Origin of the sequence: Bradyrhizobium sp. ISRA442, from assembly GCF_038085055.1 — a bacterium.
Taxonomy (GTDB): domain Bacteria; phylum Pseudomonadota; class Alphaproteobacteria; order Rhizobiales; family Xanthobacteraceae; genus Bradyrhizobium.
The window spans coordinates 1-23824 of record NZ_JALGCN010000017.1; the positions used below are offsets into that span (position 1 = coordinate 1).

Here is a 23824-nt window from a genome sequence, read left to right on the forward strand (position 1 = left end):
AGACAGCAAAGAGGACAACCCCGTCAACCTCGACCCCCGCATGGCCAAGCTCGCCGGCGGCGTCCACCGCCTCGACGGACAGCTCATGGTCGTCCTCGACGTCGATCGCGTCCTCGAACTCGAAACCAAAGTGCAGATGGCTGCGTGAACCCCCAACACACATCGAAGACGGAGAACCAAAATGAAGACATGTTTGGTCGTCGATGATTCCAGCGTCGTGCGCAAGATCGCGCGCCGGATCCTGGAAGGTCTGCAATTCGAAGTCACCGAGGCCGAGGACGGCGCGAAGGCGCTCGAGATCTGCAAGCAGAAGCTGCCCGATGCGGTGCTGCTCGACTGGAACATGCCGGTGATGGATGGCTTCGAGTTCATGGGCCACATGCGCCGCCTGCCCGGCGGCGACCAGCCCAAGGTGGTGTTCTGCACCACCGAGAACAACGTGGCCCACATCGCCCAGGCGCTCAGCGGCGGCGCCAATGAGTACATCATGAAGCCGTTCGACAAAGACATCATCGCCGACAAGTTCGCCGAAGTCGGCTTGATCCCGGTCGGACAAGCCTTTGCCTGAATATCTCCGGACCGAGTGTTCCCAGTAAAGCTTGCGAGAGGCTATCCGTGACCCCGACCGAGTATGAGTATCTGCGTAAGTTCCTGAGGGATCATTCCGGTCTCGACCTGTCCGCAGACAAGCAATATCTGATCGAAAGCCGCCTGCTGCCGCTCGCCCGCAAGGCCGGGCTCTCGGGCATCACCGAGCTCGTGCAGAAGCTGCAGGGCCTGGGATCGAGGGCGCTCGCGACCAGCGTGGTCGAAGCCATGACCACCAACGAGACCTTCTTCTTCCGCGACAAGGTGCCGTTCGACCATTTCCGCGACACCATCATGCCGGAAGTCCTCAAGGCGCGCGCCGGCCGCCGCAGCCTGCGCATCTGGTGCGCCGCCGGCTCGACCGGGCAGGAGCCCTATTCGCTGGCAATGTGCCTGAAGGAGATGGGCGCCGTGCTCACCGGCTGGCGCGTCGAGATCATTGCGACCGACCTGTCGCAGGAGGTGCTGGAGAAGGCCAAGGCCGGCATCTACAGCCAGTTCGAAGTGCAGCGCGGCCTGCCGATCCAGATGCTGGTCAAACATTTCAAGCAGATCGGCGAGACCTGGCAGATCAATCCCGAGCTGCGTGCGATGATCCAGCACCGGCAGCTCAACCTGCTGCACGATTTCGCGCAGCTCGGCACGTTCGACGTCATCTTCTGCCGCAACGTGCTGATCTATTTCGATCAGGACACCAAGATCAACATCTTCAACCGCCTCGCCCGCCAGATCGAAGCCGACGGCTTCCTGGTGCTGGGGGCCGCGGAAACCGTGGTCGGACTGACCGATGCCTTCAGGCCCATTGCGGAGCGCCGCGGTCTCTACAAGCCCAATGACGGCCGTGTGGCGGCCGGCAGGCCGGCGCTCGCCGGCGCAGCACCGCGCATGGCGGCGATAGCAGGATTGTAAGCATGGCCGAGGATGGAAAAGGTGCGGAGCGCGTCACGTTCAGTCGCGGCTATGATGTCTGCATCATGGCCATCGACGGCACTTGGCGCCGCGACTGCAAGCTCAACGCGATTTCCGACACCGACGCCATCCTCACGGTGGAAGGCTCGATCCAGGGGTTGAACCTGAAGGAGTTCTTCCTGCTGCTGTCGTCCACGGGGCTCGCCTATCGTCGCTGCGAGCTGGTGCGTGTTAACGGCGCCGAAATGGACATCCAGTTCCTGCGCGGCAAGAACAGGAAGAAGCGCGGCGCGGGCGGCGGCCACGATGCCGCGGCTTGATCCCGCGCGCGTCTCGTGTCTCCTTCCGGATCGTTGCTTCACATTTGCTAAAACATCCGAGTGAATTCTCTGCAGCGGCTTTACGCGGCCTAAGCGCGAGCCGTGTATCAGTTGCCGGTCTCAATCGCAGGGTACGGAAATGCCAAGAAGCTCTCTCTCCCCCATCCCGTCGAATCTGCCCGATGTCGCCGAGCGGCGCGCGCTTCAGCTCCTGGTCGTCGACGACGATGCCACGCAGCGCAGCCTGATCACGGTCGCCGCTAAGCAGGCCGGCCATGAGGTCACGGTGGCGCCGTCGGTCGCGGAAGCGATCCAGAAACTCCGGTCCGCGCGCTTCGACTGCGTGACGCTCGATCTCGTGCTGGAGGATGGCGACGGCATCGATGTGCTGCGCGAGATGGCGGAGGCGAAGTTCTCAGGCTCGGTGATCGTCGTCAGCGGAATGGACGGCAAGCGTCGCAGCGCCGCCCGCAGCTTTGCCCGCTCCGTCGGAATCGAGCTGCAGAGCCTGCCGAAGCCGCTGGATCTGGCCGCGCTGCGCATCAGCCTCGCCAATCTCGGCAAGACCGCGATGGGGCTGCCGGCGATCCACACCTGGGGCGGCGTGGCCACTGACGCGATCGTGTCGCGCCACCGCGCCTGATACGCGGAACTTACTCTGCGGTCAGATGCGGCAGGTCCGTCGCGCTGACCGCGATCTCCGCCGGGCCGCCGGATTCCGACAGGCATTGCAGCGCTTCGCTGAGCTCCGCCCGGCAAGCATTGAGGGCCGCGCTCGCCGTGGCATAGCGCGGAGTGATGTCGTCCAGCACGAAAACGTCAGTGGAACCCGCCGCGTCGCGATTGTCGTCGTGAGACATCGCTGCGTCGATCAGGCGCATGCTGATCTCGATCCGCGCGATCAGAGAGCGAAGGTCCGCAGCGATCAACTGATAGCTGTCGGATGCGAGCATCGTGACGAGAGGCGTGCTAGCAGAATTTAGCATGGATATTCTCCATCCTCTGCAAATAGGCCCCTTGCCGCTACTTGTGCGTTAAGTCCATGTCCCGTACAAATACGGGTGAGCGGCGAATCCGCGCCGGACGCCATAAAACGGTGGCGCGGACGCGAGTCCTTTAATGCCAAATGGACGTGGCACATGGCCGAACAAACCTCTCGTGGCGAGATCTTCGTGGTCGACGACGACCCTGCCGTTCGCGACACCCTTTCGATGGTGCTGAAGGCGGCGGGCTATGAGGTGATCTGTTTTGCAGATGGCGCAGCATTGCTTTCCGTCGCGCGAAGCCGAACACCGGCTGCGATCCTGCTCGACGTGCACATTCCCGGAAAGTCCGGCCTCGATATCCTCAGGGAGCTGCATGGCGAGGATTATCCGGCGCCGATCTTCATGATCTCCGGTCAGGGCGACATCGCGATGGCCGTGAGCGCGATCAAGAACGGCGCGCTCGATTTCATCGAGAAGCCGTTTCGCGGCAGCGAGATCGTGAGCCGGCTGGAAGAGGCGATCGGCGCCTATGCACGGCGGCAGGCGCAGAACGCGTCGCCGAAATTCGGCTCGTTGCATTTCCCCGGACGCGAGCCGCTGACCCGCCGTGAACGCGAAGTGCTCGAGCAATTCGCCTCCGGTGCCTCCAACAAGGAAGCGGGCCGTACGCTCGGGATCAGCCCGCGGACCATCGAGGACCACCGCGCCAACATCATGAAGAAGCTCGGTGCCCGCAATGCCGCCGATCTGATCCGTATCGTGATGACCGCGGCCCAGCGCGCATCGTAGGTTCAATCGACGTCACCGCAGTATCCATGTTCGTCATTCCGGGGCGCGACGAAGTCGCGAACCCGGAATCCATTCATCCACGTACTCTGCGGCCGATGGATTCCGCGCTTCCTCGCTCCGCTCGGACCCCGAATGACGCATTGGACTGTCGGAGGCACAAATTAGAATTATCCCTCCAGCGCCTTGCGCAGGATTCGTGCGAGATCCGATTTGCGATAGGGCTTTGCCAGCAGCAGCACGCCTGAATCCAGCCGCCCGTGATGGATGATCGCGTTCTCGGTATAGCCCGACGTGTAGACCACCTTGAGGCCGGGCCGCGTCTTCTGCAATTCGTCGGCGAGCTGCCGCCCGTTCATCCTGCCCGGCATGATCACGTCGGTGAAGAGCAGGTCGAACGGCTTGCCGGCCGCGACGATCGCGAGCGCCTCCGCAGCGTTGGCCGCCTGCAGGGTGACGTAGCCGAGCGAATGGAGCTGCGTCAGCACGTAGTCGCGCACCAGCCGGTCGTCCTCGACCACGAGGATGGTCTCGCGCCCGCCCTCGATGGTCGCCGGCGTCACACCTTCGCCGACCGCCGTGGCGGTCTTGCCGGGCGGCAAGTACATCTTGATCGTGGTGCCGTGGCCCTCCTCGCTGTAAATCTTGATGTGGCCCGCGGACTGCTTGACGAAGCCGTAGACCATGGAGAGCCCGAGGCCGGTGCCCTTGCCGAGTCCCTTCGAGGTGAAGAAGGGATCGAAGACCCTCGCCAGCATGTTGGCGGGGATGCCGGTGCCGGTATCGCTGACCGCTATCAGCACGTAGTGGCCGGGCCGGACGTCGTTGACGCTGGCATAGACCTCATCGAGATAGGCGCCGCCCGTCTCGAGGATCAGCTTGCCGCCGCTTGGCATGGCGTCGCGGGCGTTGAGCGCGAGGTTGAGCAGCGCGGTGGTGAGCTGGTTGGGATCGACGATGGCCACGCAGCTCTCGTCCTCGAACACGGACTCGATCTGGATCTGCTCGCCCAGCGTCGGCCGCAACAGCTTCGTGGTGTCGATGACCAGCGCATTGACGTCGATCTCGCGCGGCTGCAACGGTTGTTTGCGCGCGAAGGCGAGCAGATGCTGGGTCAGCTCGGCGCCGCGGGCGGCGGCCTCGTCGATCATCCTGGTGATGGCCGCGAGCTGCGGCTCCTTCTCCACCGCCCCCGCCAGGATCTCGATCGTTCCGGTGATGACGGTGAGGATGTTGTTGAAGTCGTGCGCCACGCCGCCGGTGAGCTGGCCGACCGCCTCCATCTTCTCCGCATGGCGGATGCGCTCCTCGGCCGCGATCTTGTCGGTGAGGTCGCGGTAGAAGATGTTAAAGAGCAGACCCTCGCGGCGCTTCAGCGCCGTGACGCTCAGCTCGGCCTTGAACTCCCTGCCGTCGCGGCGCCGGCACACGAGCTCCCGGCGGCGGTTGAGCGTCTTGCCGTCGCCGGATTCCAGGAAGCGCTTCAGCCCGGCCCGGATCCTGTCGCGATCGCCCTCGGCGACGATCAGGTCGATCGTGCTCTTGCCGATCACCTCGTCGCGGCGCCAGCCGAAGAGCTGCTCGGCCTGCGAGTTCCAGTTCAGGATGTTGCTGGCCTCGTCGGTCTGGACGAAGGCGTCGAGCGCGGTCTCGACGATGTTGCGGGCGAGGCGTTCACTTTCGCGCAGGGATTCCTGCGCGAGCCGCGCCTCGGTCATGTCGCGCCCGACGAAGAAGAAGCGCCTCGCCTGTTCGGACCAGTTGCCGAGCCACGATAGCCAGACCTCGTGCCCGTCCTTGTGGAGGCAGCGGGTGTCGCCGAGTCTGGGGTGTTCGCCGCGCCGGAGTGCGCGCATCTCCTCGCGGGCTTGCTCCAGATGGTCGGGATGAATGAAGTCGACGCCGGTGCGACCGATCATCTCCTCGGGCCGATAGCCAAGGATGGCCTCGCTGCTCGGGCTGATCTGCGCCACCTCACCTTGCGAATTCATGATCATGATCAGGTCCTGCGAGGCATCGAAGATCTGCCGCCGTTCCTCGAGCTGCTGCTGGAGCGCCCGCTCGGTCCGCCGTGCCTCGGTGAGGCTGCGCGCGGAGCCGGAGGCTCCGATGATCTCGCCATCGGGCCCCCTGATCGGCGAAAGGCCGAGCGAGATCTCGACCGGCGTGCCGTCCTTGCGCAGGCGCACCGTCTCGAAGCGTTCGATCGGCTCGCCTCGCGCGATCCGCCGTAAAATGTCCTTGCCCTGCTCGCGGCGCTCGGGCGGCACGATGATCGAGGTGGATTTGCCGATCGCCTCGTCCGCCGAGTAGCCATAGAGGTGCTCGGCGGCAGGATTCCAGCCGGTGATGATGGCATCAAGCGATTGCATCACGATCGCATCGTCGGATGATTCGACAGCGGCGCTGAACAAGCGCTCGCGCGCTGCATGATGGCTCCGCGCGGCCTCGGTGCGGCGATGCTCTTGAACCTCGCGTTCGAGAGCGGCTGTTTTCGCCCGCGTCTCTTCCACCATCTGGGCAAAGGCCCGTGCCAGCACGCCCGTCTCGCCGCTGGCGTCGACGGGAATGTCCGCCGGCCGTCCGCTGCCGATCGCCTCCACCGCCGCGGTCAGGCGCCCGATCGGGCGAGTCAATGAACGCGCCAGGAACACGGCGAGCAAGGCCGCGGCGAGGACGGCAAGCACGCCGACCAGTGAGGACGTTTTTTGAATGGCCGCCGGCACGCGATCGAACACGGACGGAGGAACTGTCTGGATGATTGCGATCCATTCCTTGCCCGCAAGCAGCGTCGGCGCGATCGCGGCGCCGCTCGGCCGGCCTGACCCGTCGGTCATGAGCTGGGTGGATCCTTCCAGCGTGCCGGCCAGGGTTGCAAAATATGGAAAGTCATTGCGCCAGTCGGTGGGGTGGCCGCGCAATGAGCCGAATTCTCGTGCGCGATCGGGATGGACGAGATAGTCGCCGCGCAGATTCACGACGTAAATCTCTTCCCCCGAGCCCGCAGTCGCGCGGACTCGGTCGAGTGCCGGACGCATGTCGATATTGGCGATGATGATACCGAACGGCTTGCCGTCCGCCGTGAATAATGGCGTCGCGACCCGCAGATTCGGAATGTGAGAGGTCGTGGTGCCCCCCTGGCGGGTGGCGAGATCGATCGGCGAAACATAGATTTCGCCCGGCGCCAGTCGAATCGTTTCCTGAAAGTAGGTTCGCTCGCTCTTGCGCTGCAGTTCGTTGCTGGGGACGATTCGTGCCGCCCCGTTCGGGCCGGAGTGATCGACGCGGACCAGCTCGCGCTGATCGTCGTCGAGACCGATGATTCGAAACTGCCCATAGCTGGGTTTGGCCTCGATCTCGGCCGCGAGCCGCGCCGCGATGCGCTCGCGCCAGGTTTGCTCCGAAACGCCGTCAAGCGGGTCAATGCCTCCGCCGATGTGAGCGCGGATCAGGCCGTTGATGGCTGCGGCGGAGCGATAGCCGAGGAGATCGCCGCGAGCTCCCGCAACGTAGGATTCAAGATTGGTCGCCAACAGGCGCGACTGGACCTCGACGCGCTCCAGAACCCGTGGAATGACGGCTTGCGTAAGGTTGTGATAGCCGAGCCAGCCGACTGCGGCCACGGTCACTGCCACCAGCAGGATCATCGCGATGGCGAGCCGCGTTGCGAGCGTCATGGGGTCATTCGCACCGCTTGCCGAATGGCCGCGCCCGTTCTGACCTGGAACAGAACGAAGATCTTTGTCATCGGCAGCCGGTGCTGACATCGGAAGCCTCCAGCCGGACCGCCGTCAGGCAGCCTGTCCTTTCCAAGATGAGCCGGGTCGCGATCTGCACGGCCGGATCGTCATCCACGATCAGGAGGTTGGCCAAATTCCAGTCCTCCGAGCCCGATAGGAGGTCCAACTCGATGGTTGGAGTCGACGCATCAAGTGCGAAATTGTTGCGCGGATTCTGCCCGGCCCGCAAGCGCTTCGGCGGCCTTCCGCCCCGCGCGGCCCGATATTGCGTCGCAGCCTTGGTGTATACCTGCCTGCGTGCATACGGGCAGCCCGCTGCCGGCCGGCGCCCTAATCGCTGAGATATTCGGGATGGCGGGCGCGGATCTTGTCCAACTCGCTCAGCGTTCCCGACAGATGGGTGCGCAGATGCTGCTGTGCGGCGTCTGCATCGCCGGCCTCGATGGCCCGTGTGATCAGCTTGTGATGGCGCAGGATGTTCTGGGCCTTGCCGGGCGAGGGCAGATGCAGCCGACGCAGCCGATCGATATGTCCGCTGCGGCTGCGCACCAGGGTCCAGAGCTCCTGCTTGCCGGCGGCGGCATAGAGCTGGGCGTGGAAATCGTTGTCGGCGGCCATGAAGCTTTCGAAGTCGCCAGCCTTGGCGAATTGCTGCTGGAGCGCGATCGCGTGATCGAGGCGGATGATGAGGGATGAGTCGCGACTTGCCGCGAGCAGCCGCACGATCTCGAGCTCGAGGGCCTGACGCAGGAAATGTGCCTGCTGGGCGCGGCCGACATCGACGCGGCTGACGACGGTCGCGTGTTGCGGGAACACGTCGACCAGCCCTTCCTCCTCGAGGCGCATCAAGGCATCGCGAACCGGCGTCGAGCTGACGCCGAACTGTGCGGCCAGCTCAGCACGCGAGAGGGGTGAGCCCGGCGGCAGCTCAAGGGCGAGGATCGCATTGCGCAGCCGCTCGAACACCTGCGGCGCGGCCTGGCGGGCGCGGTCGAGCCGGGGACCGGGGCGGGAAGCCGCGCGGGGCGCGGTAGGGGACACTTCCATGACTGCTGTTCCGGCGCGCTTGCCTTTGATGCACTAATACATTAGTGCATCAGCGGGGTCAACGTACCTCACCGCTCTCCGGAGGAAACGATCAACAATGATGACGCAATTGAAGTCCGGCCTTGCCGCCGTCGCCCTGATCGCCGCGACTGTACTGTCGGCGACCACGGCAGAGGCGCAGCAGAAATCCGAGATCTCGCTGTCGCGACAGCCCGGCATCTTCTACATGCCGAGCCACATCATGGAGAAGCAGAAGCTCATCGAGGAGCACGCAGCCAGCCTCGGTGTGCCCGGTGTCACCACCAAATGGGTCACCTTCTCTGGCGGCGGCGCCCAGACCGATGCGCTGCTCGCGGGCGGCGTCGACATCCTCAACACCGGCACCGGCAATCTGCTCTTGCTGTGGGATCGCACGCGCGGCGGCGTCAAGGGTATCGTCGCGACCTCGGCGCAGCCGATGACACTGATCAGCCGCGATCCCAATATCAAGTCGATCAAGGATTTTGGCCCCGCTGACAAGATCGCGGTGCCGACCGTCAAGGTCTCCACGCAGGCCATCGTGCTGCAGATCGCCGCCGCAGAAATGTTCGGCGCCGACCAGTGGTCGAAGCTCGATGCCAACACCGTGCAGCTCGGTCATCCCGATGCCTATGCGGCGCTGTCCAATCCCAAGCACGAGGTGCGCAACCACTTCTCGATTCCGCCGTTCACCTTCCTCGAGCTGAAGAATGTGCCGGGAGCGCATGTCGTGCTGAACTCGCCGGACGTGATGGGCGGCCCGCTCAGCCAGGCGCAGTTTTTCACCTCGACGAAATTCGCCGACGCCAATCCCAAGATCATCCAGGCGGTGCGTGATGCGACCAAGGAAGCGCAGGACCTGATCCGCAGCGACACGAAGCAGGCCGTCGAGATCTACAAGGAGATCACCGGCGACAAGACCTCGGTCGAGGAGCTGCTCGACCTCCTGAAGCAGCCCGGCATGATGGAGTGGAACCTCGAGCCGCAGGGCACGATGAAGTTCGCCGCGCATTTGTATCGGACCGGCACGCTGAAGACGCAGCCCAAGGCATGGACGGACTACTACCTCCCCGTCGCGCACGACCTGAAGGGCAACTGATGGCGTTGCTCGATGTCAGCGGGGTGACGCTGCGCTACAAGACCGCGAGCGCTGTCGTCACCGCCACCGAAAAGGTCTCCTTCACCGTCGACAAGTCCGACCGCTTCGTGCTGCTCGGGCCCTCCGGTTGCGGCAAGTCGACGCTGCTGAAGGCGGCCGGCGGCTATATGGTGCCGAGTGAAGGCCGGATGACGATCAACGATCGGCAGATCCACGGTCCCGGCGCCGACCGCATGATGATCTTCCAGGAATTCGACCAGCTCCTGCCCTGGAAGACCGTGCTCGCCAACGTGATGTTTCCCCTGCTCACCGCGCGGCGGCTGTCGCGCAAGGAGGCCGAGCAGCGAGCGCGGGCCTATATCGAGAAGGTCGGCCTCACCCGCGTGGTCGATGCCTATCCGCACACGCTCTCCGGCGGCATGAAGCAGCGCGTCGCGATCGCGCGCGGCATGGCGATGGAGCCCGACATTCTCCTGATGGACGAGCCGTTCGCGGCGCTCGACGCGCTGACGCGCCGCACCTGCCAGGACGAGCTGCTCCAGCTCTGGGGCGAGACCAAATTCACCGTGCTGTTCGTCACCCATTCGATCGCGGAGGCGATTCGGATCGGCAACCGTATTCTCTTGCTGTCGCCGCATCCGGGCCGCGTCAAGGCCGAGGTGGTCGATGTCGACCGGGTCTCGAATGACGATGGCGGCGCCGGACGGCTGGAGAAGGAGATTCATGATCTCCTGTTCTCGTCCGACGCGACGGCGCATTGAGGGAGCCTGTCATGGGCGAAGCGAGAATTTTGTTGCGAGCCGCGCCGACGGCTGCTGTCGCCAGCGCGGGCGAAGTCGAGCGCAAGTTGAGCGTCGTTGAGTTGTTGTGGAACGACGGTTTCGTCCGCAAGACCGTCATCATCCTGTTCCTGGCGGCGGCCTGGGAAGCTTATGGCGTCTATCTCGACAATCCGCTGCTGTTCCCGACGCTGCATGAGACGTTTGTCACCTTGTTCGAGCGCGTCAAGGACGGCACCATTCCCCTGCGCGCCTGGACCTCGCTGAAGGTGCTGTTCATGGGCTATTCCGCGGGCATCGCGCTTGCGGCGATCTTCACCGTGCTCGCGATCTCCACCCGTATCGGGACCGATTTCCTCGAAACCATCACGGCGATGTTCAACCCGCTGCCCGCGATCGCGCTATTGCCGTTGGCCCTGATCTGGTTCGGGCTCGGCAATGCCAGCCTTGTCTTCGTTCTGATCCATTCGGTGCTGTGGCCGGTCGCGCTCAATACCCACTCCGGCTTCAAGAGCGTGTCCAACACGCTGCGCATGGTCGGACGCAATTACGGTCTCCGCGGCCTGCCCTATGTCGCCAAGATCCTGATCCCGGCCGCCTTCGGCTCGATCCTCACCGGCCTGAAGATCGGCTGGGCGTTCGCCTGGCGCACCCTGATCGCGGCCGAGCTGGTGTTCGGCGTCTCGTCAGGGCAGGGCGGGCTCGGCTGGTTCATCTTCGAAAACCGCAACCTGCTCGACATACCTGCGGTCTTCGCAGGACTGTTGACCGTGATTATCATCGGGCTCTTTGTCGAGAACCTGATCTTCCGCGCGATCGAGCGGAATACCGTGCAGAAATGGGGCACCCAATCATGACCAATAAGAAAACGCCCGACCAACTCCGCAGCGCACGCTGGTTCGCACCTGACGACTTACGCTCCTTCGGCCACCGCTCCCGCGCCATGCAGATGGGCTACGCACCGGAGGAGTGGAAGGACCGTCCGATCATCGCGATCCTCAACACCTGGTCCGACGCGCAGCCCTGCCATATGCACTTCAAGTCGCGCGTCGACGACGTCAAGCGCGGCATCCTGATGGCCGGCGGGCTGCCGCTGGAGCTGCCGGCGCTGTCGCTGTCGGAATCGCTGCTCAAGCCGACCACCATGCTCTACCGCAACCTGCTGGCGATGGACGCGGAGGAGCTGTTGCGCAGTCACCCCGTCGACGGCGTGGTGCTGATGGGCGGCTGCGACAAGACCACGCCGGCGCTGCTGTTAGGCGCCACTTCGATGAACATTCCGGCGATCTACCTGCCGGCGGGCCCGATGCTGCGCGGCAACTGGAAGGGCAAGACGCTGGGCTCGGGCTCAGACGGCTGGAAGTACTGGGACGAGCGGCGGGCCGGAAAAATCTCCGACAAGGACTGGGTCGATATCGAAGCCGGCATCGCCCGCAGCTACGGCACCTGCATGACCATGGGCACGGCCTCGACCATGACGGCGATTGCGGAGGCGATCGGCATGACGCTGCCCGGCGCCTCCTCGATTCCCGCAGCCGATGCCAACCATATCCGCATGGCCAGCGAATGCGGCCGCCGCATCGTCGAGATGGTGTGGGAGGATCTGACGCCGAAGACGATCCAGACCCGCAAGGCGTTCGAGAATGCGATCGCGGTGGCGATGGCGATGGGCTGCTCGACCAATGCGATCATCCATTTGATCGCGCAGGCCCGCCGTGCCGGCCAGGACATCGGGCTCGACGATTTCGAGAAGGCGAGCCGCGAGGTGCCCGTGATCGCCAATGTCCGGCCCAGCGGCAATGCCTATCTGATGGAGGACTTCTTCTATGCCGGCGGCCTGCCGGCGCTGATGAGCCGGATCAAGCCGCATCTGCATCTCGACAGCATCACCGTCACGGGAAAGACGCTTGGCGAGAACATCGACGGCGCCGAGGTGCACAATGAGGATGTCATCCGCAGCGTCGACAATCCCATCTACAAGGAGGGCGCGCTCGCCGTGCTCAAGGGCAATCTCGCGCCCGACGGCTGCGTGATCAAGCCGAGCGCCTGCGCGCCGCGCTTCCTCAAGCACACGGGACCGGCGCTGGTGTTCGACGACTATCCGTCGATGAAGAAGGCGGTCGACGATCCCAACCTCGACGTCACCGAAGACCACATCCTCATCCTGCGCAATGCGGGGCCGCAGGGCGGCCCGGGCATGCCGGAATGGGGCATGCTGCCGATCCCGACGAAGCTGGTGAAGCAGGGCGTGCGCGACATGGTGCGCATTTCGGACGCGCGCATGAGCGGCACCAGCTACGGCGCCTGCATCTTGCATGTCGCGCCCGAATCTTATGTCGGTGGGCCGCTGGCGTTGGTGCAGAACGGCGACCGCATCACGCTCGATGTTGCTGCCCGCACCATCAATCTCGATGTTCCCGAGGCCGAGCTTGCCAAGCGCCGCGCCGCCTGGAAGCAGCCCGAGCGCCGCTTCGAGCGCGGCTATGGCTGGATGTTCTCAAAGCACATCATGCAGGCCAACGACGGCTGCGACTTCGACTTCCTGGAAACCGGATTCGGCGCGCCGATCGGCGAGCCGTCGATTTATTAAACACTCTGTCATTCCGGGGCGCCGCGAAAGCGGCGAGCCCGGAATCCATAACCACGATCGTGAGTATGGATTCTCAGGTGCGCAATTTCGCACCATAGCTCGCGCCAAGTGGAGCGCCCCGGAACGACGAAGAAGAGAGAGTACACTATGACAAAACTCAGCGACGCCACCCGCGACAAGCTCAAGACCGTCTCGACCGCCACCGTCGCCACCGCGCTGTTCAAGCGCGGCCTGCGCATCCAGATGATCCAGGATGTGCACCCCTTGAGTCCGGACCAGCCGACCATGGTCGGCGAAGCCTTCACGCTGCGCTACATGCCGGCGCGCGAGGACCTCAACACCATCGACGTGTTCCGCGACCGATCCCATCCGCAGCGCAAGGCGGTCGAGGATTGCCCGCCCGGCGCGGTGCTGGTGATGGACAGCCGCAAGGACGCGCGCGCGGCCTCCGCCGGCGCAATCCTGGTGACGCGGTTGATGAAGCGCGGCGTCGCTGGCGTCGTCACCGATGGCGGTTTTCGCGATTCCGCCGAGATTGCAAAGCTCGGTTTCCCCGCCTTCCATCACCGCCCCTCAGCGCCGACCAATCTGACGCTGCACCAGGCGATCGAGATCAACGTCCCGATCGGCTGCGGCGATGCCCCGGTGTTTCCCGGCGACGTCATTCTCGGCGATGCCGACGGCGTCATCGTCATCCCCGCCCATCTCGCCGACGAGATCGCCAACGAGACGTTTGAGATGACCGCGTTCGAGGATTTCGTCGCCGAGGAAGTCGGCAATGGCCGCGGTATCTTCGGCCTCTATCCGGCCACCGACCCGCAGACGATGACTGATTTCGCGGCGTGGCGGAAGAAGAACGGCCGCTAGGGTTGTCCGCGCCGGCATCATTCCGCATCGACAAGCGGGCCGGCCAGCCAAGTGCCGGTCCAAGCCAACCAGGGAGGAACTCAAATGAATCTAACACGACGCGATCTCTTGGCCGGTGCTGGGGCGGCAGCGGCTTCCACACTGCTTGCCCGCGCCGCCGGCGCGCAGTCTTTCCCGTTCACGCCGAACCAGCGCTATCCGGATCCCGCCGTCCAGATCCTCGATCCAAGCTTCGCAAAATATCGGCTGTATTCGAGCACGCTGGAGCAGGTCGCGACCGGCATGCGCTGGGCCGAAGGGCCGGCCTATTTCCCGGAGGGCGGCTATCTCCTGTTCTCCGACATCCCCAACAACCGGATCATGAAGTTCGACGAGAAGACCGGACAGACCAGCGTGTTCCGCAGCAACGCCAACTACGCCAATGGCAATGCGCGTGACCGCCAGGGGCGTCTCGTCACCTGCGAGCACTCCGTCACCCGCCGCATCACCCGCACCGAGAAGGACGGCAAGATCACGGTGCTGGCCGACAAGTTCGAGGGCAAGCGACTGAATGCGCCGAACGATATCGTTGTGAAGTCCGACGACAGCATCTGGTTCACCGATCCCACCTTCGGCATCAATGGCGAGTGGGAAGGCAAGAAGGAAAAGCCGGAGCAGGCCACCACCAACGTCTACCGCATCGCCAAGGACGGCAAGCTCAGCGCGGTGCTCACCGATCTCGTCAATCCGAACGGTCTCGCCTTCTCGCCGGACGAGAAGAAGCTCTATATCGTCGAATGGAAGGGTACGCCCAACCGCAGCATCTGGAGCTACAGCGTCGGCGACGATGGTAGCCTCAGCGGCAAGACCAAGCTGATCGACGCCGCCGACCAGGGCTCGCTCGACGGCTTCCGTGTCGATCGCGACGGCAATCTGTGGTGCGGCTGGGGCTCGAACGGCGCGCTGCAAGCCGAACCGAGCGATGTCGGCGGTCGCAGGGTGTTTCAGCTCAAGGGCAAGCCCGAAGATCTCGACGGCGTGATGGTGTTCAACCCCGAAGGCAAGCCGCTCGCCTTCATCAAGCTGCCCGAGCGTTGCGCCAACCTCTGCTTCGGCGGTCCGAAGAACAACCGCCTCTATATGGCAAGCTGCCATTCCGTCTATGCGCTCTATGTGGAAGCGCATGGGGCGGTGTGAGCTTTGCTATTGCGCGGTAGCTGGCGCCTCAATCACGATGTCGTCCCGGGGCGCGCAAAGCGCGAGCCCGGGACCCACGACCACAGGATTGGGTTGGCGAAGACTGGAGTTAGCAGCTCGCGCCGCAACCACTCCCTGGGGCTATGGGTCCCCGCCTTCGCGGGGACGACGAGATGAGTGCGTGGGAACGTCGGAGCCTCACATCACCGCCTCATCCGCCATCCCCGCCGCCCACAGCGCAAACGCATAGACGATCGCGACTTCGTCGAGGCGATCGAAACGGCCGGAGGCGCCGCCGTGGCCGGCGCCCATGTTGGTGCGCAGCAGGACCGGGCCGCCGCCGCTCATGGTGGCGCGCAGCCGGGCGATCCATTTGGCGGGCTCCCAGTAGGTGACGCGCGGATCCGTCAGCCCGCCCATCGCCAGGATTGCCGGATAGTCTTTGGCCGAGACGTTGTCGTAAGGCGAGTAGGACAGGATGGTGCGAAAATCCTTTTCGCTCTCGATCGGGTTGCCCCATTCCGGCCATTCCGGCGGCGTCAGCGGAAGTGAGTCGTCGAGCATGGTGTTGAGCACGTCGACGAACGGTACTTCCGCGACGATACCGGCGAACAGCTCGCCGGCGCGGTTGGCGACCGCGCCCATCAGCATGCCGCCGGCCGAGCCGCCGTGGCCGACGATGCGCTTGGCGCTGGTGTATTTCGCATCGATCAGCGCGCGTGCGCTCGCAGCGAAATCGTCGAACGAGTTGGTCTTCTTTCCGCGCTTGCCGTCGAGATACCAGCCCCAGCCCTTGTCTGCGCCGCCGCGGATGTGAGCGATGGCGTAAACGAAGCCGCGATCGACAAGCGACAGGCGGTTGGCGCTGAAGGAGGCCGGCATCGCCATGCCGTAGGAGCCGTAGCCATAGAGCAAGAGCGGCGCCGCACCGTCGAGCTTCAGTCCGCGCCGATGCAGGATCGAGACTGGCACCTCGGCGCCGTCATGTGCCTTCGCCATGATGCGGGTGGTGACGTAGTCGGCGGCGTTGTGGCCGGACGGGATTTCCTGACGCTTGCGCAAGACGCGCGTGCGCTTGGCCATGTCGTAGTCATACACCTCCGACGGCGTCGTCATCGACGAATAGGAGAAACGCAAATTCGTCGTCTCGAATTCGTAGGAGCCCGTCGTGTCGAGCGAATACGCCGCCTCGTCGAAGGCGATCGCGTGCTCTTCGCTTGTCGCGAGGTCGCGGATGATGATCGCCGGCAGCGCGTTGGCGCGCTCCAGGCGCACCAGATGACCGGCATAGAGATCGATGTCGATGATGTAGATGCCGGGACGATAGGGAATCAAATCGCGCCAGTTCGCCCGCTCGGGCGAGGCCAGCGGCGCGGTGACGATCTTGAAGTCGATGGCATCATCCGCGTTGGTAAGGATGAAGAGCTCTTCGCCGCGGTCGGCGAGCGAATATTGCACCCCTTCTTGGCGCGCCGCGACCAGGCGTGGCGGCGCCTCGGGATTTGCGAGATCGATCAGCCGCTGCTCCGAGGTCTCGTGATCGCCGCCGGCAATCACACAGAAGCGGCCGCTGGTGCTCTCATGCAGATGGGTGAACCAGCCGGAATCCTGTTCCTCATAGACGAGGGTGTCGTCGGCCTGCTTGGTGCCGAGTCGGTGCCGCCACACCTGCATCGGGCGGTGATTGTCGTCGAGCTTCACATAGAAGAAGCTGTTGGCATCCTTGCTCCAGACGATGCCGCCGTCGGTCTCTTCGACAACGTCGTCAAAATCTCTACCTGTCGCCCAGTCGCGCACGCGGATCGAAAAATATTCGGAGCCCTTGGTATCGGCGCTCCAGGCCTGCAGCTTGTGATCCGGCGAATGCCGGCTGCCGCCGAACTTGAAGTATTTGTGGTCCTTGGCGAGGGCGTCACCGTCGAGCACGATATGGCTGTCGCCGCCGTCGCGCGGCATGCGGCCGAACAATTCATGCTGCCCGCCCTCGCGGAATTTGCGGAAATAGGCGAAGGAGCCGTCCGGCGAGGGGACGCTGGAATCGTCCTCTTTGATCCGGGAGCGCATCTCGCGCACCAGTGTCTTCTGCAGCGGTGCGGTGTGGCCGAGCAGGCTCTCGGTATAGCCGTTCTCATCAACGAGATATTTGCGGATGTCGCCATCCAGCACCGCAGGGTCGCGCAGCACCTCCTGCCAGTTCGCGTCCTTCAGCCAGGCGTAGTCGTCGGCGACGGTAATGCCATGCCGGGTGAAGGAGTGCGGTCGGCGCGGGGCTGTGGGTGCGGTCTGGGGCTTACTGGCGGTTCTGCTGGTGGTCTTGGGCAAATCGATCCTCGTTGCGAGTCCTTGGCGGATCTCGCACCTATATCAGATCGGAGAAGGGGGATTTAAAGAACCCAGCACTCCAATGTCGTCCCGGACAGCGCGTAGCGCTGTCCGGTAGCGGAGCGTAGATCCGGGACCCATAACCACAGGGCATAGTTTGGCGAAGACTCGGGGTTACCAGTTCGCGCCACAACCACTCCCTGTGGTTATGGGTCCCGGCCTTCGCCGGGACGACGGCGGAGTTTGTGGTTGCGCTTGCGCCTCCGTCTCCTCTTACGCCTCCACCTGCGCGCCGAGATACGCGACCGCCGCTTCGAGCCCGCCCCTGCCGTGCGGGATCTTCAGCGCGTTGAGGGCGATCTCGATCACGCCGAGCGTGCCGAGCAGCATCGGGGCATTGACATGGCCCATATGGGCGATGCGGAAGGCCTGGCCGGAGAGGTCGCCGATGCCGGTGCCGAGCACCACGCCGCATTTGTCCTTGCAATAGCGCTGCAGCAGCACCGGATCATGGCCGCCACCCATGGTCACCGTGGTCACGGTGTTGGACCGCTCGCTGGCTTCGGTGACGTTGAAGCCGAGCACCTGGCCTTCCGACCATGAGGCGACCGCACGGCGCGCGGCTTCGCCGAGCAGGCTGTGCCTGCGGAAGGCGTGCTCGAGCCCTTCCTCGTGGAGCAGGTCGATCGCCTGGCGCAGCGCGAACAACAGATGCACCGGCGCGGTGCCGGCATATTTGCGGTAGTGCTCGGTGCCCTCGCGCTCGCTCCAGCTCCAATAGGGCGTGCTCATATTGGCCTTCTTGTGCGCCTCCAGCGCGCGGTCGTTGGCGGCGACGAAGCCGAGGCCGGGCGGCGTCATCAAGCCCTTCTGCGAGCCGGACATCGCGACGTCGATGCCCCATTTGTCCATCTCGAACGGCATGCAGCCGAGCGAGGCGACGGTGTCGACCATGTACAGCGCCGGGTGACCGCTCGCCTTGATTGCCTTGCCGATCGCCTCGATGTCGTTTTGCACGCCGGAAGCCGTATCGACCTGGACGACGACGACCGCCTTGATCGTGTGCTCCTTGTCGCGCCGCAGGCGCTCCTCGACCTCGTGCGGTCGGACCGCGCGGCGCCAATCGCCCTTGAGCACCTCGACCTCGGCGCCCATCAGCGCAGCGGCATTGCCCCAGCCGACCGCGAAGCGGCCGCTTTCCAGCACCAGCACCTTGTCGCCGCGCGACAGCACGTTGCTGAGCGCCGCTTCCCAGGCGCCATGGCCGTTGGAGATGTAGATGTAGGACTTGCCCTTGGTTGCAAACAGCTTCGAGATGTCGCTGATCAGGCTCTCGGTCAGGTCCGTCATCTGCTTGGAGTAGATGTCGATCGCCGGACGGTGCATCGCCCGCAGCACCTCGTCGGGCATGGAAGTGGGCCCGGGGATGGCCAGAAATTCCCGGCCCGCGCGAACGGTCATTGTCGTTTGTCCTTGTTGCTTGAGAACAGGCTGATGGGTTGCTTACCCACGCTTTTACGCGCCGAAGGGAGTGAGGAAAAGCACGTAAAACGCAGGTCTGAAGTGGGTTATCTCCGCGTCTCGCGGCAGCCGGCGGCTTCCGCCTCCTCGACCGAGCAGAACCAGCGGGTGCCCTTGCTGATCTTCATCTTGATCTGCGTGTACCAGCGGCTGGTCGGGGTATGATAGATGCATTCGCCGGCGGTGTTGACGTTGCCCTTGATGGTGCAGTCGGGCGAGGGGGCCACGGGGCCGGATGCCGAGGCGAGCAGGATCGCGTGCGCGCCCTCGGGCGGCTTGGTGGCGCCCAAGATGATGGTCTTCTTGTTGCGCACGCGCCAGTCCCAGGGCGCGATGAAGGCGCCCTGCCACATGCCGGCCTTGACCTCGCGCGCCGCCGCCTCGTCGGCATCATAGTCATGGGACATGCGGGGGTAGGCCAGCGCCCAGCCGCCGCGCACCAGCCATTTCTGAATGTCCTCGCCGCCGACCTCGCAGCGTGCCACCGTGCGGCCGCGCCGGTCGATCGATCTGGCATGGCAGACCCAGCTCTTGCCGTCGGTGAATTTGGCGAGCTCGTCGCGCGCCGCGACCCCACAGGTCCAGCGTTCGCCCTTGGTGTTGAGGCAGAGCTGGTCGACCGAGGGCGCATCGATGCCGCCGAGCCGGATCCGCGTGTTTCCGATCACGACAAAATCGCCGGCGCGGACTTTTGCGGTTCCGGTGATGTCGGCGGCCTGCGCCAGCGACGGGATGACGATCAGGGACAACGCAACCAGGAATTTTCGCAACATGCCGGCCCGCAAATTAAGGAAAATCTCGATAAGCCGCGCGATTGTGATCGGCTTTTGACTGCCCGGCCAGCGCCTGCCTGACAGATAGGCTTTCAACTTCCTGTCATCCCGGGGGCGAATAGCGAGTAGGGAATGGCGAATAGAGCATGGGCCGCCCCATTCGCTACTCGCCATTCACCATTCGCCGCCGTGCCACCGCCAGCCCCATCAGTACGAACGCCGAGGTCACCTCGGGGCCGCCGACCAGAATCCGCGTCGGCGTCTTCATCTTGTTCCATTCATAGGCGCGGAATGGACCGCGGCGGCCGCCTTCACCGATCTGGGCGATGATGACGTTCAGCGCCGGCGCAAAGGCGCGCGGGTCGGCGCCGAGATGGCCGAGCGCGATCAGCGCCAGCGCTGCGTCGAACACGTTCATCTCGGCAGCCATCAGCTCGCCCTGGACGTAGGAGAGCACGCGGGCGCGGATGAAATCGAAATCGCCGCCGGGATCGATCGCGGCCTGCGCCGCCAGCGGCAGCGACAGGAAGGCCGCATAGCAGCGGCCGAAATAGGCGCTGTAGAGCTCGGGCAGATAGTAAATGTGCGAGCGCGGATTGGCGAAGGCGCCGCTGGCAGCCAGCCGCTTCTGAAATCCGAGGATGCGATGCACGGTGGCAAGCCGCGCTGGTGTCTCCAGGATTTTCCAGCGCGCAAGGTTGCGAAAACTCACCTCGAGAATATCGAGATTGAGCGTCGGATCGAGATCGTTGCCGTAGGGCCGCTCGCCCGCGAGATTGTCGATCCAGGTCGCGACGCCGCCCTCATAGTCGATATTGTCGTTGAGCGGGACAGTGACGCGCTGCTCGTTGACGCCCGCGCGCACCTGGTAGCCGGCATAGAAATCCAAAAGCGGCTGGTCGAGGATCGGATCCGAACAGCCCGCTTGCGTCGCCGCGGAGATCGAGCAGGCCGTGGTGTCGCAGTCCGGCACGTAGATGCCGAAGCCGAGATCCTGCTTGATTTGCGCGAAGAAGCGGGAAAAGCGCGGATGCGGCGCCGGCGCCAGCGCGGTGATGACGTCGAAGCGCGCGCCGTCGGTGCCGCGCACCTCCTCGCGGCTGATGTTGATGCAGAAATCGACCATGTCGGCGATCGCGCGTTGCGCGCTCGCCTTGTCCTCCGGCGAGGCCAGGCCTGTCTCGACATAGCTCAGTAGCGCTTCGATGAAGAACGCGTCGTAATAGGCCGAGCGGTGGCGGATCTGCACCGGCTCCCACATCGGCTCGGCAATCCCGGTCCAGGGCGGATTGATGACCGCGCGCGCCTGCGAGCGCGCGATGAAGACGCGGGCGAGATTGAACAGCAGCGACGAATTCTTGTAGCCGCGGGAATTCAGGCCGGTCACTGCCATGATCAGTTCGCGCCCGCGGAAGTCGGGATCGCCGATCAAGTTGAAGGCGGCATAGGTCGGCAGGAATCCGTTCTGGCGGAACGAGCGCAACAGATGCTGCGCGCAGTCGCGGATCGCGCCGTCGATCTGTGATTGCTGTGGCATGGTGCCGGCGAACGGCACCGGCGGCGGCTTGGGGTGATCGAGCGCGATGCTGTCGAGGAGATCGGCGACGGGCTGGCCGACCGCCGCCCAATCGGGTTCGGCGTCGTCGCGGGCGCGGACCAGCGCTTCGCGGAGCCGGGTGAGGCGGGCCTGGTCGCATAGCTCGGGCAGCCCGGCACGGCGGAGCAGGATCCGCAGTGCGGGATTGCCGAGCGCGGTCTTGTAGAATTTTGCCAGATGCGGATCGCCGCTGGCCGGATCCGCCAGCACGGGATCGCAGACGTCATAAAGCGAGGGGCCGTCCTTCGGCGCCGTCAGCGCCCGGCAGGCGGCGCCGGCGAAATAATGAAAGCTCATGAAATTCCTGGTCGCGGGGCCTTGCCGGGGCTTTCGGCGCGCACGGTCCCAGTCGCGCGCCACCCCCCTGCAAGTCTTTGAAAAAGCTACCCGGATTCGCGGGAAAAACAAATGTGACGGAGGTCACGTAAAAACTTGGCAAGGCAATCGCATGACCGAGCCCCGGGAGGGGGCCGCAGGGTGAAAAAATCCGCCAAGCCGCCTTTGAGAATTAACTAATATCTTCAGTAGCTTAGATCAAATTTTGGGCAATCTATTGCCGGGGAGGCGATATCCGGTTAAGGGTTTGTTTGGTGCGGCGCCGCAAATTGCGCGCAATTCGGGGACACATCCCCGGCCAATCCCTCAAACCTAAAGACGCCATCGCGCTACTCAACCAGTGTGCGCGCGCTTGGACGGTCTTTGGCACTGACAGGAATGAACCGAGATGAATGTAAGGCAGCTCGACATTTCCCGACGGACGATTGCGGTTGTCGCGGCCCTCATCGGCACCGTGTCGCTCGCGATCGGCGCCCACGCTGCCCTCAACATGCGTTCCCTCGACGCCGCCAAGGCCGCAGTCTCGACCGAGCAGGTCACGGGCTCGCTCGGCCAGACCTCGCGCCTGGCCCTCATCATCGGCAATGGTCACTATCCCGACGCCAATGCGCCGCTGACGCAGTCGATCAACGACGCGCGCGCGCTGTCGTCGGCGCTGCGCAAGAACGGCTTTGACGTCGACATGGTGGAGGACGCCAGCAAGGACGACATGGTCCGCGCGGTCAATCGCCTGAAATCCAGGATCACGCGCGACAGCGTCGTCATGCTGTTCTTCGGCGGCTATGGCGTGCAGGCCGGCCGCGAGAGCTACATGCTGCCGGTCGATGCCGTGATCTGGAAGGAGAGCGACGTTCGCCGCAATGGTGTCTCCATCGACGGCGTGCTCGAGATGATGAAGGAGCAGGGCGCCAAGGCCAAGCTCGTCGTCGTCGACGCCTCCCGCCGCAACCCCTATGAGCGCCGCTTCCGCTCCTACTCGCATGGTCTTGCGCCGATCAGCGCGCCCGACAATGCGCTGATCCTCTCCTCCGCCTCGCCCGGCAAGGTCGCCGACGACGGCAAGGGCGAGCACAGCGTGCTGGTCAGCGAGCTCCTCAACAATCTCAACACGAAGGCCGGCGCCGAAGCAGTCTTCAACAAGACCCGCGTCGCCATCTCCCGCGCGTCCGAAGGCGACCAGGTTCCGACCGTCTCCTCCTCGCTGCTCGAAGATATCCAGCTCAACGAAGCAGGCGGCTAGTTTCTCTCTCAGCAGATTGCAGGGTGGGCAAAGGCGCCGTGCCCACAATCGCTCCTGCATCTAGGCCGTCATTGCTTCGCTGCGCTCGCAATGACGAATGTGGCCGCCTATTCCGTTTCTTTTCCTACTTCGCTGCTTCCGCGCTCGCCATCACGGGCCGCACGGGATCGCCTTCGCGCAAGAGCGCGCCGGCGCGGGCGACGACGATGTCGCCTTCGTTGAGGCCATCGCGGACCTCGATATTGCCGCCCGACATCAATCCGATCTCGACGCGCTTGGTCTCGACGCGGTTGCGCCGGATCACCTGCACCACGGTGCCGGCGGAGGAGTACTGCACGGCGGTCAGCGGCACCGCGATGTTGCAGCTCTGCCCGGTCTTGATCAGCGCCCGCCCGCTGGCGTTGAGCAGGAGCCGGCGCGGTGACGAGATCCCGATATACACCATGCCCTGCTGGATGTTCGGCTCGACGGTCGGCCCGATGCGGCGCACCTTGCCGTCGATATCGCCGGCGCCGGCGATGCGCACCGTGGCCGGCTGATTGACCGCGAGCTTCCTGACATCGCTGGTCGGCACCAGGGCGACGAGATCGTATTCGCTGCGCGCCACGATCGTGAACAGCGCCTCGCCTTTGGCCGAGGCGAGCGCGCCGATCTGCGCCGTCGATGTCGCGATCACCCCGGCGACCGGCGCGGTGACCTGAATCGTGCCGCCTTCAGGCGGCGCGAGACGCGCCATCACCTGGCCGGCCGTGATGGTGTCGCCGGCTTCCGCCAACACCTCCGTCACCTTCAACCCGGGACGTTCGGGCCGCACCGAGGTCTCCTCGCGCGCGACGATCGTGCCGGTGGCCTCGACGATGTCGGAGAAGCACGACTTGGCCACCTTCAGCACCGTGACGGCCGGCCCCTTGGGCGCATCGTCATCGGCGGCAGGCGCCGCCTGCGTGGACAGCGCCAACAGTCCGGCAAGGGCAACGAGTTGTCTGGAAAAGGAACGCGCAGGCAATGGACGCATAGATCATTCCGGTTGGGCGTTTGAGGCCCCATCGATAGCAGAAGCGCGCACGTCCGGCCATGGGCCGGCCCCCGACAATGCCGCGGCGACACAGGCAGCGCGGTGCCGCCCGTTG

General features: G+C 64.5%; 21 protein-coding genes and 1 pseudogene. 13 read left to right on the forward strand and 9 right to left on the reverse strand.

The features are described 5' to 3' along the window. The 5 genes and pseudogenes from MTR72_RS28540 to MTR72_RS28560 form a co-directional block, all read left to right on the forward strand. Positions 1 to 148 (forward strand): annotated as a pseudogene (locus MTR72_RS28540) (chemotaxis protein CheW); the annotation flags it as partial. A gap of 33 nt (positions 149 to 181) precedes the next feature. Further along, entirely contained in the window at positions 182 to 568 is a 387-nt protein-coding gene (locus MTR72_RS28545; RefSeq protein ID WP_280967730.1) for a response regulator, read from the forward strand. 47 nt (positions 569 to 615) lie between these two features. After that, positions 616 to 1497: a CheR family methyltransferase gene (locus MTR72_RS28550; RefSeq protein WP_341511620.1), complete on the forward strand. Its 882-nt coding sequence runs from the start codon at positions 616 to 618 to the stop codon at positions 1495 to 1497. A gap of 2 nt (positions 1498 to 1499) precedes the next feature. Beyond that, positions 1500 to 1817: a PilZ domain-containing protein gene (locus tag MTR72_RS28555; RefSeq protein WP_280967732.1), complete on the forward strand. Its 318-nt coding sequence runs from the start codon at positions 1500 to 1502 to the stop codon at positions 1815 to 1817. A 139-nt stretch (positions 1818 to 1956) separates the two neighbouring features. Further along, positions 1957 to 2460 carry a response regulator gene (locus MTR72_RS28560; protein ID WP_280967733.1) on the forward strand — a complete coding sequence of 168 codons (504 nt, stop codon included), beginning with the start codon at positions 1957 to 1959 and terminating at the stop codon, positions 2458 to 2460. Between the two features lie 10 nt (positions 2461 to 2470). On the opposite strand, the gene MTR72_RS28565 is transcribed toward MTR72_RS28560, so the two are convergent. Continuing rightward, on the reverse strand, positions 2471 to 2803 hold the full coding sequence (locus tag MTR72_RS28565; protein WP_280967734.1) for a hypothetical protein: 333 nt from the start codon (positions 2801 to 2803) through the stop codon (positions 2471 to 2473). Between the two features lie 153 nt (positions 2804 to 2956). On the opposite strand from MTR72_RS28565, the gene MTR72_RS28570 reads away from it, so the two are divergent. Continuing rightward, a complete protein-coding gene (locus MTR72_RS28570; RefSeq protein WP_280967735.1) occupies positions 2957 to 3592 on the forward strand; it encodes a response regulator transcription factor in 636 nt (211 codons plus the stop codon). 167 nt (positions 3593 to 3759) lie between these two features. On the opposite strand, the gene MTR72_RS28575 is transcribed toward MTR72_RS28570, so the two are convergent. The 3 genes from MTR72_RS28575 to MTR72_RS28585 form a co-directional block, all read right to left on the reverse strand. Further along, positions 3760 to 7356 (reverse strand): PAS domain S-box protein, encoded by a 3597-nt coding sequence (locus MTR72_RS28575; protein ID WP_341511621.1) that lies wholly within the window; start codon positions 7354 to 7356, stop codon positions 3760 to 3762. Then, on the reverse strand, positions 7334 to 7462 hold the full coding sequence (locus MTR72_RS28580; protein ID WP_280967737.1) for a hypothetical protein: 129 nt from the start codon (positions 7460 to 7462) through the stop codon (positions 7334 to 7336). The genes MTR72_RS28575 and MTR72_RS28580 overlap by 23 nt, the downstream gene beginning before the upstream one ends. Before the next feature lie 197 nt (positions 7463 to 7659). Continuing rightward, entirely contained in the window at positions 7660 to 8376 is a 717-nt protein-coding gene (locus tag MTR72_RS28585; RefSeq protein ID WP_280967738.1) for a GntR family transcriptional regulator, read from the reverse strand. Between the two features lie 97 nt (positions 8377 to 8473). On the opposite strand from MTR72_RS28585, the gene MTR72_RS28590 reads away from it, so the two are divergent. From MTR72_RS28590 to MTR72_RS28615, 6 genes are all read left to right on the forward strand, one after another. After that, positions 8474 to 9493: an ABC transporter substrate-binding protein gene (locus tag MTR72_RS28590; protein WP_280967739.1), complete on the forward strand. Its 1020-nt coding sequence runs from the start codon at positions 8474 to 8476 to the stop codon at positions 9491 to 9493. Beyond that, complete coding sequence (locus MTR72_RS28595; RefSeq protein ID WP_341511622.1) at positions 9493 to 10254, forward strand: ABC transporter ATP-binding protein; 762 nt, start codon at positions 9493 to 9495, stop codon at positions 10252 to 10254. Before MTR72_RS28590 ends, MTR72_RS28595 begins: the two co-directional genes overlap by 1 nt. Positions 10255 to 10265: 11 nt before the next feature. After that, on the forward strand, positions 10266 to 11129 hold the full coding sequence (locus tag MTR72_RS28600) for an ABC transporter permease (RefSeq protein WP_280967740.1): 864 nt from the start codon (positions 10266 to 10268) through the stop codon (positions 11127 to 11129). Next, complete coding sequence (gene araD, locus MTR72_RS28605; RefSeq protein WP_280967741.1) at positions 11126 to 12862, forward strand: L-arabinonate dehydratase; 1737 nt, start codon at positions 11126 to 11128, stop codon at positions 12860 to 12862. Before MTR72_RS28600 ends, araD begins: the two co-directional genes overlap by 4 nt. Before the next feature lie 147 nt (positions 12863 to 13009). Continuing rightward, positions 13010 to 13729: a ribonuclease activity regulator RraA gene (locus MTR72_RS28610; protein ID WP_280967742.1), complete on the forward strand. Its 720-nt coding sequence runs from the start codon at positions 13010 to 13012 to the stop codon at positions 13727 to 13729. A gap of 84 nt (positions 13730 to 13813) precedes the next feature. Then, positions 13814 to 14905 (forward strand): SMP-30/gluconolactonase/LRE family protein, encoded by a 1092-nt coding sequence (locus MTR72_RS28615; protein ID WP_280967743.1) that lies wholly within the window; start codon positions 13814 to 13816, stop codon positions 14903 to 14905. A gap of 198 nt (positions 14906 to 15103) precedes the next feature. Here the strand turns inward: MTR72_RS28615 and MTR72_RS28620 are convergent, their stop codons facing one another. The 4 genes from MTR72_RS28620 to MTR72_RS28635 all read right to left on the reverse strand — a co-directional run bounded on the left by MTR72_RS28620 (position 15104) and on the right by MTR72_RS28635 (position 21415). Then, a complete protein-coding gene (locus MTR72_RS28620) occupies positions 15104 to 17227 on the reverse strand; it encodes a S9 family peptidase (protein WP_280967744.1) in 2124 nt (707 codons plus the stop codon). Positions 17228 to 17500: 273 nt separating this feature from the next. Continuing rightward, complete coding sequence (locus MTR72_RS28625) at positions 17501 to 18688, reverse strand: pyridoxal-phosphate-dependent aminotransferase family protein (protein WP_280967745.1); 1188 nt, start codon at positions 18686 to 18688, stop codon at positions 17501 to 17503. Between the two features lie 107 nt (positions 18689 to 18795). Beyond that, positions 18796 to 19521: a thermonuclease family protein gene (locus tag MTR72_RS28630; RefSeq protein ID WP_341511630.1), complete on the reverse strand. Its 726-nt coding sequence runs from the start codon at positions 19519 to 19521 to the stop codon at positions 18796 to 18798. A gap of 163 nt (positions 19522 to 19684) precedes the next feature. Continuing rightward, complete coding sequence (locus MTR72_RS28635) at positions 19685 to 21415, reverse strand: hypothetical protein (RefSeq protein WP_280967746.1); 1731 nt, start codon at positions 21413 to 21415, stop codon at positions 19685 to 19687. A 427-nt stretch (positions 21416 to 21842) separates the two neighbouring features. Between MTR72_RS28635 and MTR72_RS28640 the strand changes: the two genes are divergently transcribed. After that, entirely contained in the window at positions 21843 to 22694 is an 852-nt protein-coding gene (locus MTR72_RS28640) for a caspase family protein (RefSeq protein WP_280967747.1), read from the forward strand. Positions 22695 to 22818: 124 nt separating this feature from the next. Here MTR72_RS28640 and MTR72_RS28645 read toward each other — a convergent pair whose 3' ends face one another. Continuing rightward, on the reverse strand, positions 22819 to 23709 hold the full coding sequence (locus tag MTR72_RS28645) for an efflux RND transporter periplasmic adaptor subunit (protein WP_280967748.1): 891 nt from the start codon (positions 23707 to 23709) through the stop codon (positions 22819 to 22821). Between the last annotated feature and the right edge of the window lie 115 nt (positions 23710 to 23824).

Coding starts and splice junctions, on each gene's coding strand:
- MTR72_RS28545 (WP_280967730.1), top strand. CDS start 182: ATGAAGACATGTTTGGTCGTCGATGATTCCAGCGTCGTGCGCAAGATC.
- MTR72_RS28555 (WP_280967732.1), top strand. CDS start 1,500: ATGGCCGAGGATGGAAAAGGTGCGGAGCGCGTCACGTTCAGTCGCGGC.
- MTR72_RS28560 (WP_280967733.1), top strand. CDS start 1,957: ATGCCAAGAAGCTCTCTCTCCCCCATCCCGTCGAATCTGCCCGATGTC.
- MTR72_RS28565 (WP_280967734.1), bottom strand. CDS start 2,803: ATGCTAAATTCTGCTAGCACGCCTCTCGTCACGATGCTCGCATCCGAC.
- MTR72_RS28570 (WP_280967735.1), top strand. CDS start 2,957: ATGGCCGAACAAACCTCTCGTGGCGAGATCTTCGTGGTCGACGACGAC.
- MTR72_RS28575 (WP_341511621.1), bottom strand. CDS start 7,356: ATGTCAGCACCGGCTGCCGATGACAAAGATCTTCGTTCTGTTCCAGGT.
- MTR72_RS28585 (WP_280967738.1), bottom strand. CDS start 8,376: ATGGAAGTGTCCCCTACCGCGCCCCGCGCGGCTTCCCGCCCCGGTCCC.
- MTR72_RS28590 (WP_280967739.1), top strand. CDS start 8,474: ATGATGACGCAATTGAAGTCCGGCCTTGCCGCCGTCGCCCTGATCGCC.
- MTR72_RS28595 (WP_341511622.1), top strand. CDS start 9,493: ATGGCGTTGCTCGATGTCAGCGGGGTGACGCTGCGCTACAAGACCGCG.
- MTR72_RS28600 (WP_280967740.1), top strand. CDS start 10,266: ATGGGCGAAGCGAGAATTTTGTTGCGAGCCGCGCCGACGGCTGCTGTC.
- araD (WP_280967741.1), top strand. CDS start 11,126: ATGACCAATAAGAAAACGCCCGACCAACTCCGCAGCGCACGCTGGTTC.
- MTR72_RS28610 (WP_280967742.1), top strand. CDS start 13,010: ATGACAAAACTCAGCGACGCCACCCGCGACAAGCTCAAGACCGTCTCG.
- MTR72_RS28615 (WP_280967743.1), top strand. CDS start 13,814: ATGAATCTAACACGACGCGATCTCTTGGCCGGTGCTGGGGCGGCAGCG.
- MTR72_RS28625 (WP_280967745.1), bottom strand. CDS start 18,688: ATGACCGTTCGCGCGGGCCGGGAATTTCTGGCCATCCCCGGGCCCACT.
- MTR72_RS28630 (WP_341511630.1), bottom strand. CDS start 19,521: ATGTTGCGAAAATTCCTGGTTGCGTTGTCCCTGATCGTCATCCCGTCG.
- MTR72_RS28635 (WP_280967746.1), bottom strand. CDS start 21,415: ATGAGCTTTCATTATTTCGCCGGCGCCGCCTGCCGGGCGCTGACGGCG.
- MTR72_RS28640 (WP_280967747.1), top strand. CDS start 21,843: ATGAATGTAAGGCAGCTCGACATTTCCCGACGGACGATTGCGGTTGTC.
- MTR72_RS28645 (WP_280967748.1), bottom strand. CDS start 23,709: ATGCGTCCATTGCCTGCGCGTTCCTTTTCCAGACAACTCGTTGCCCTT.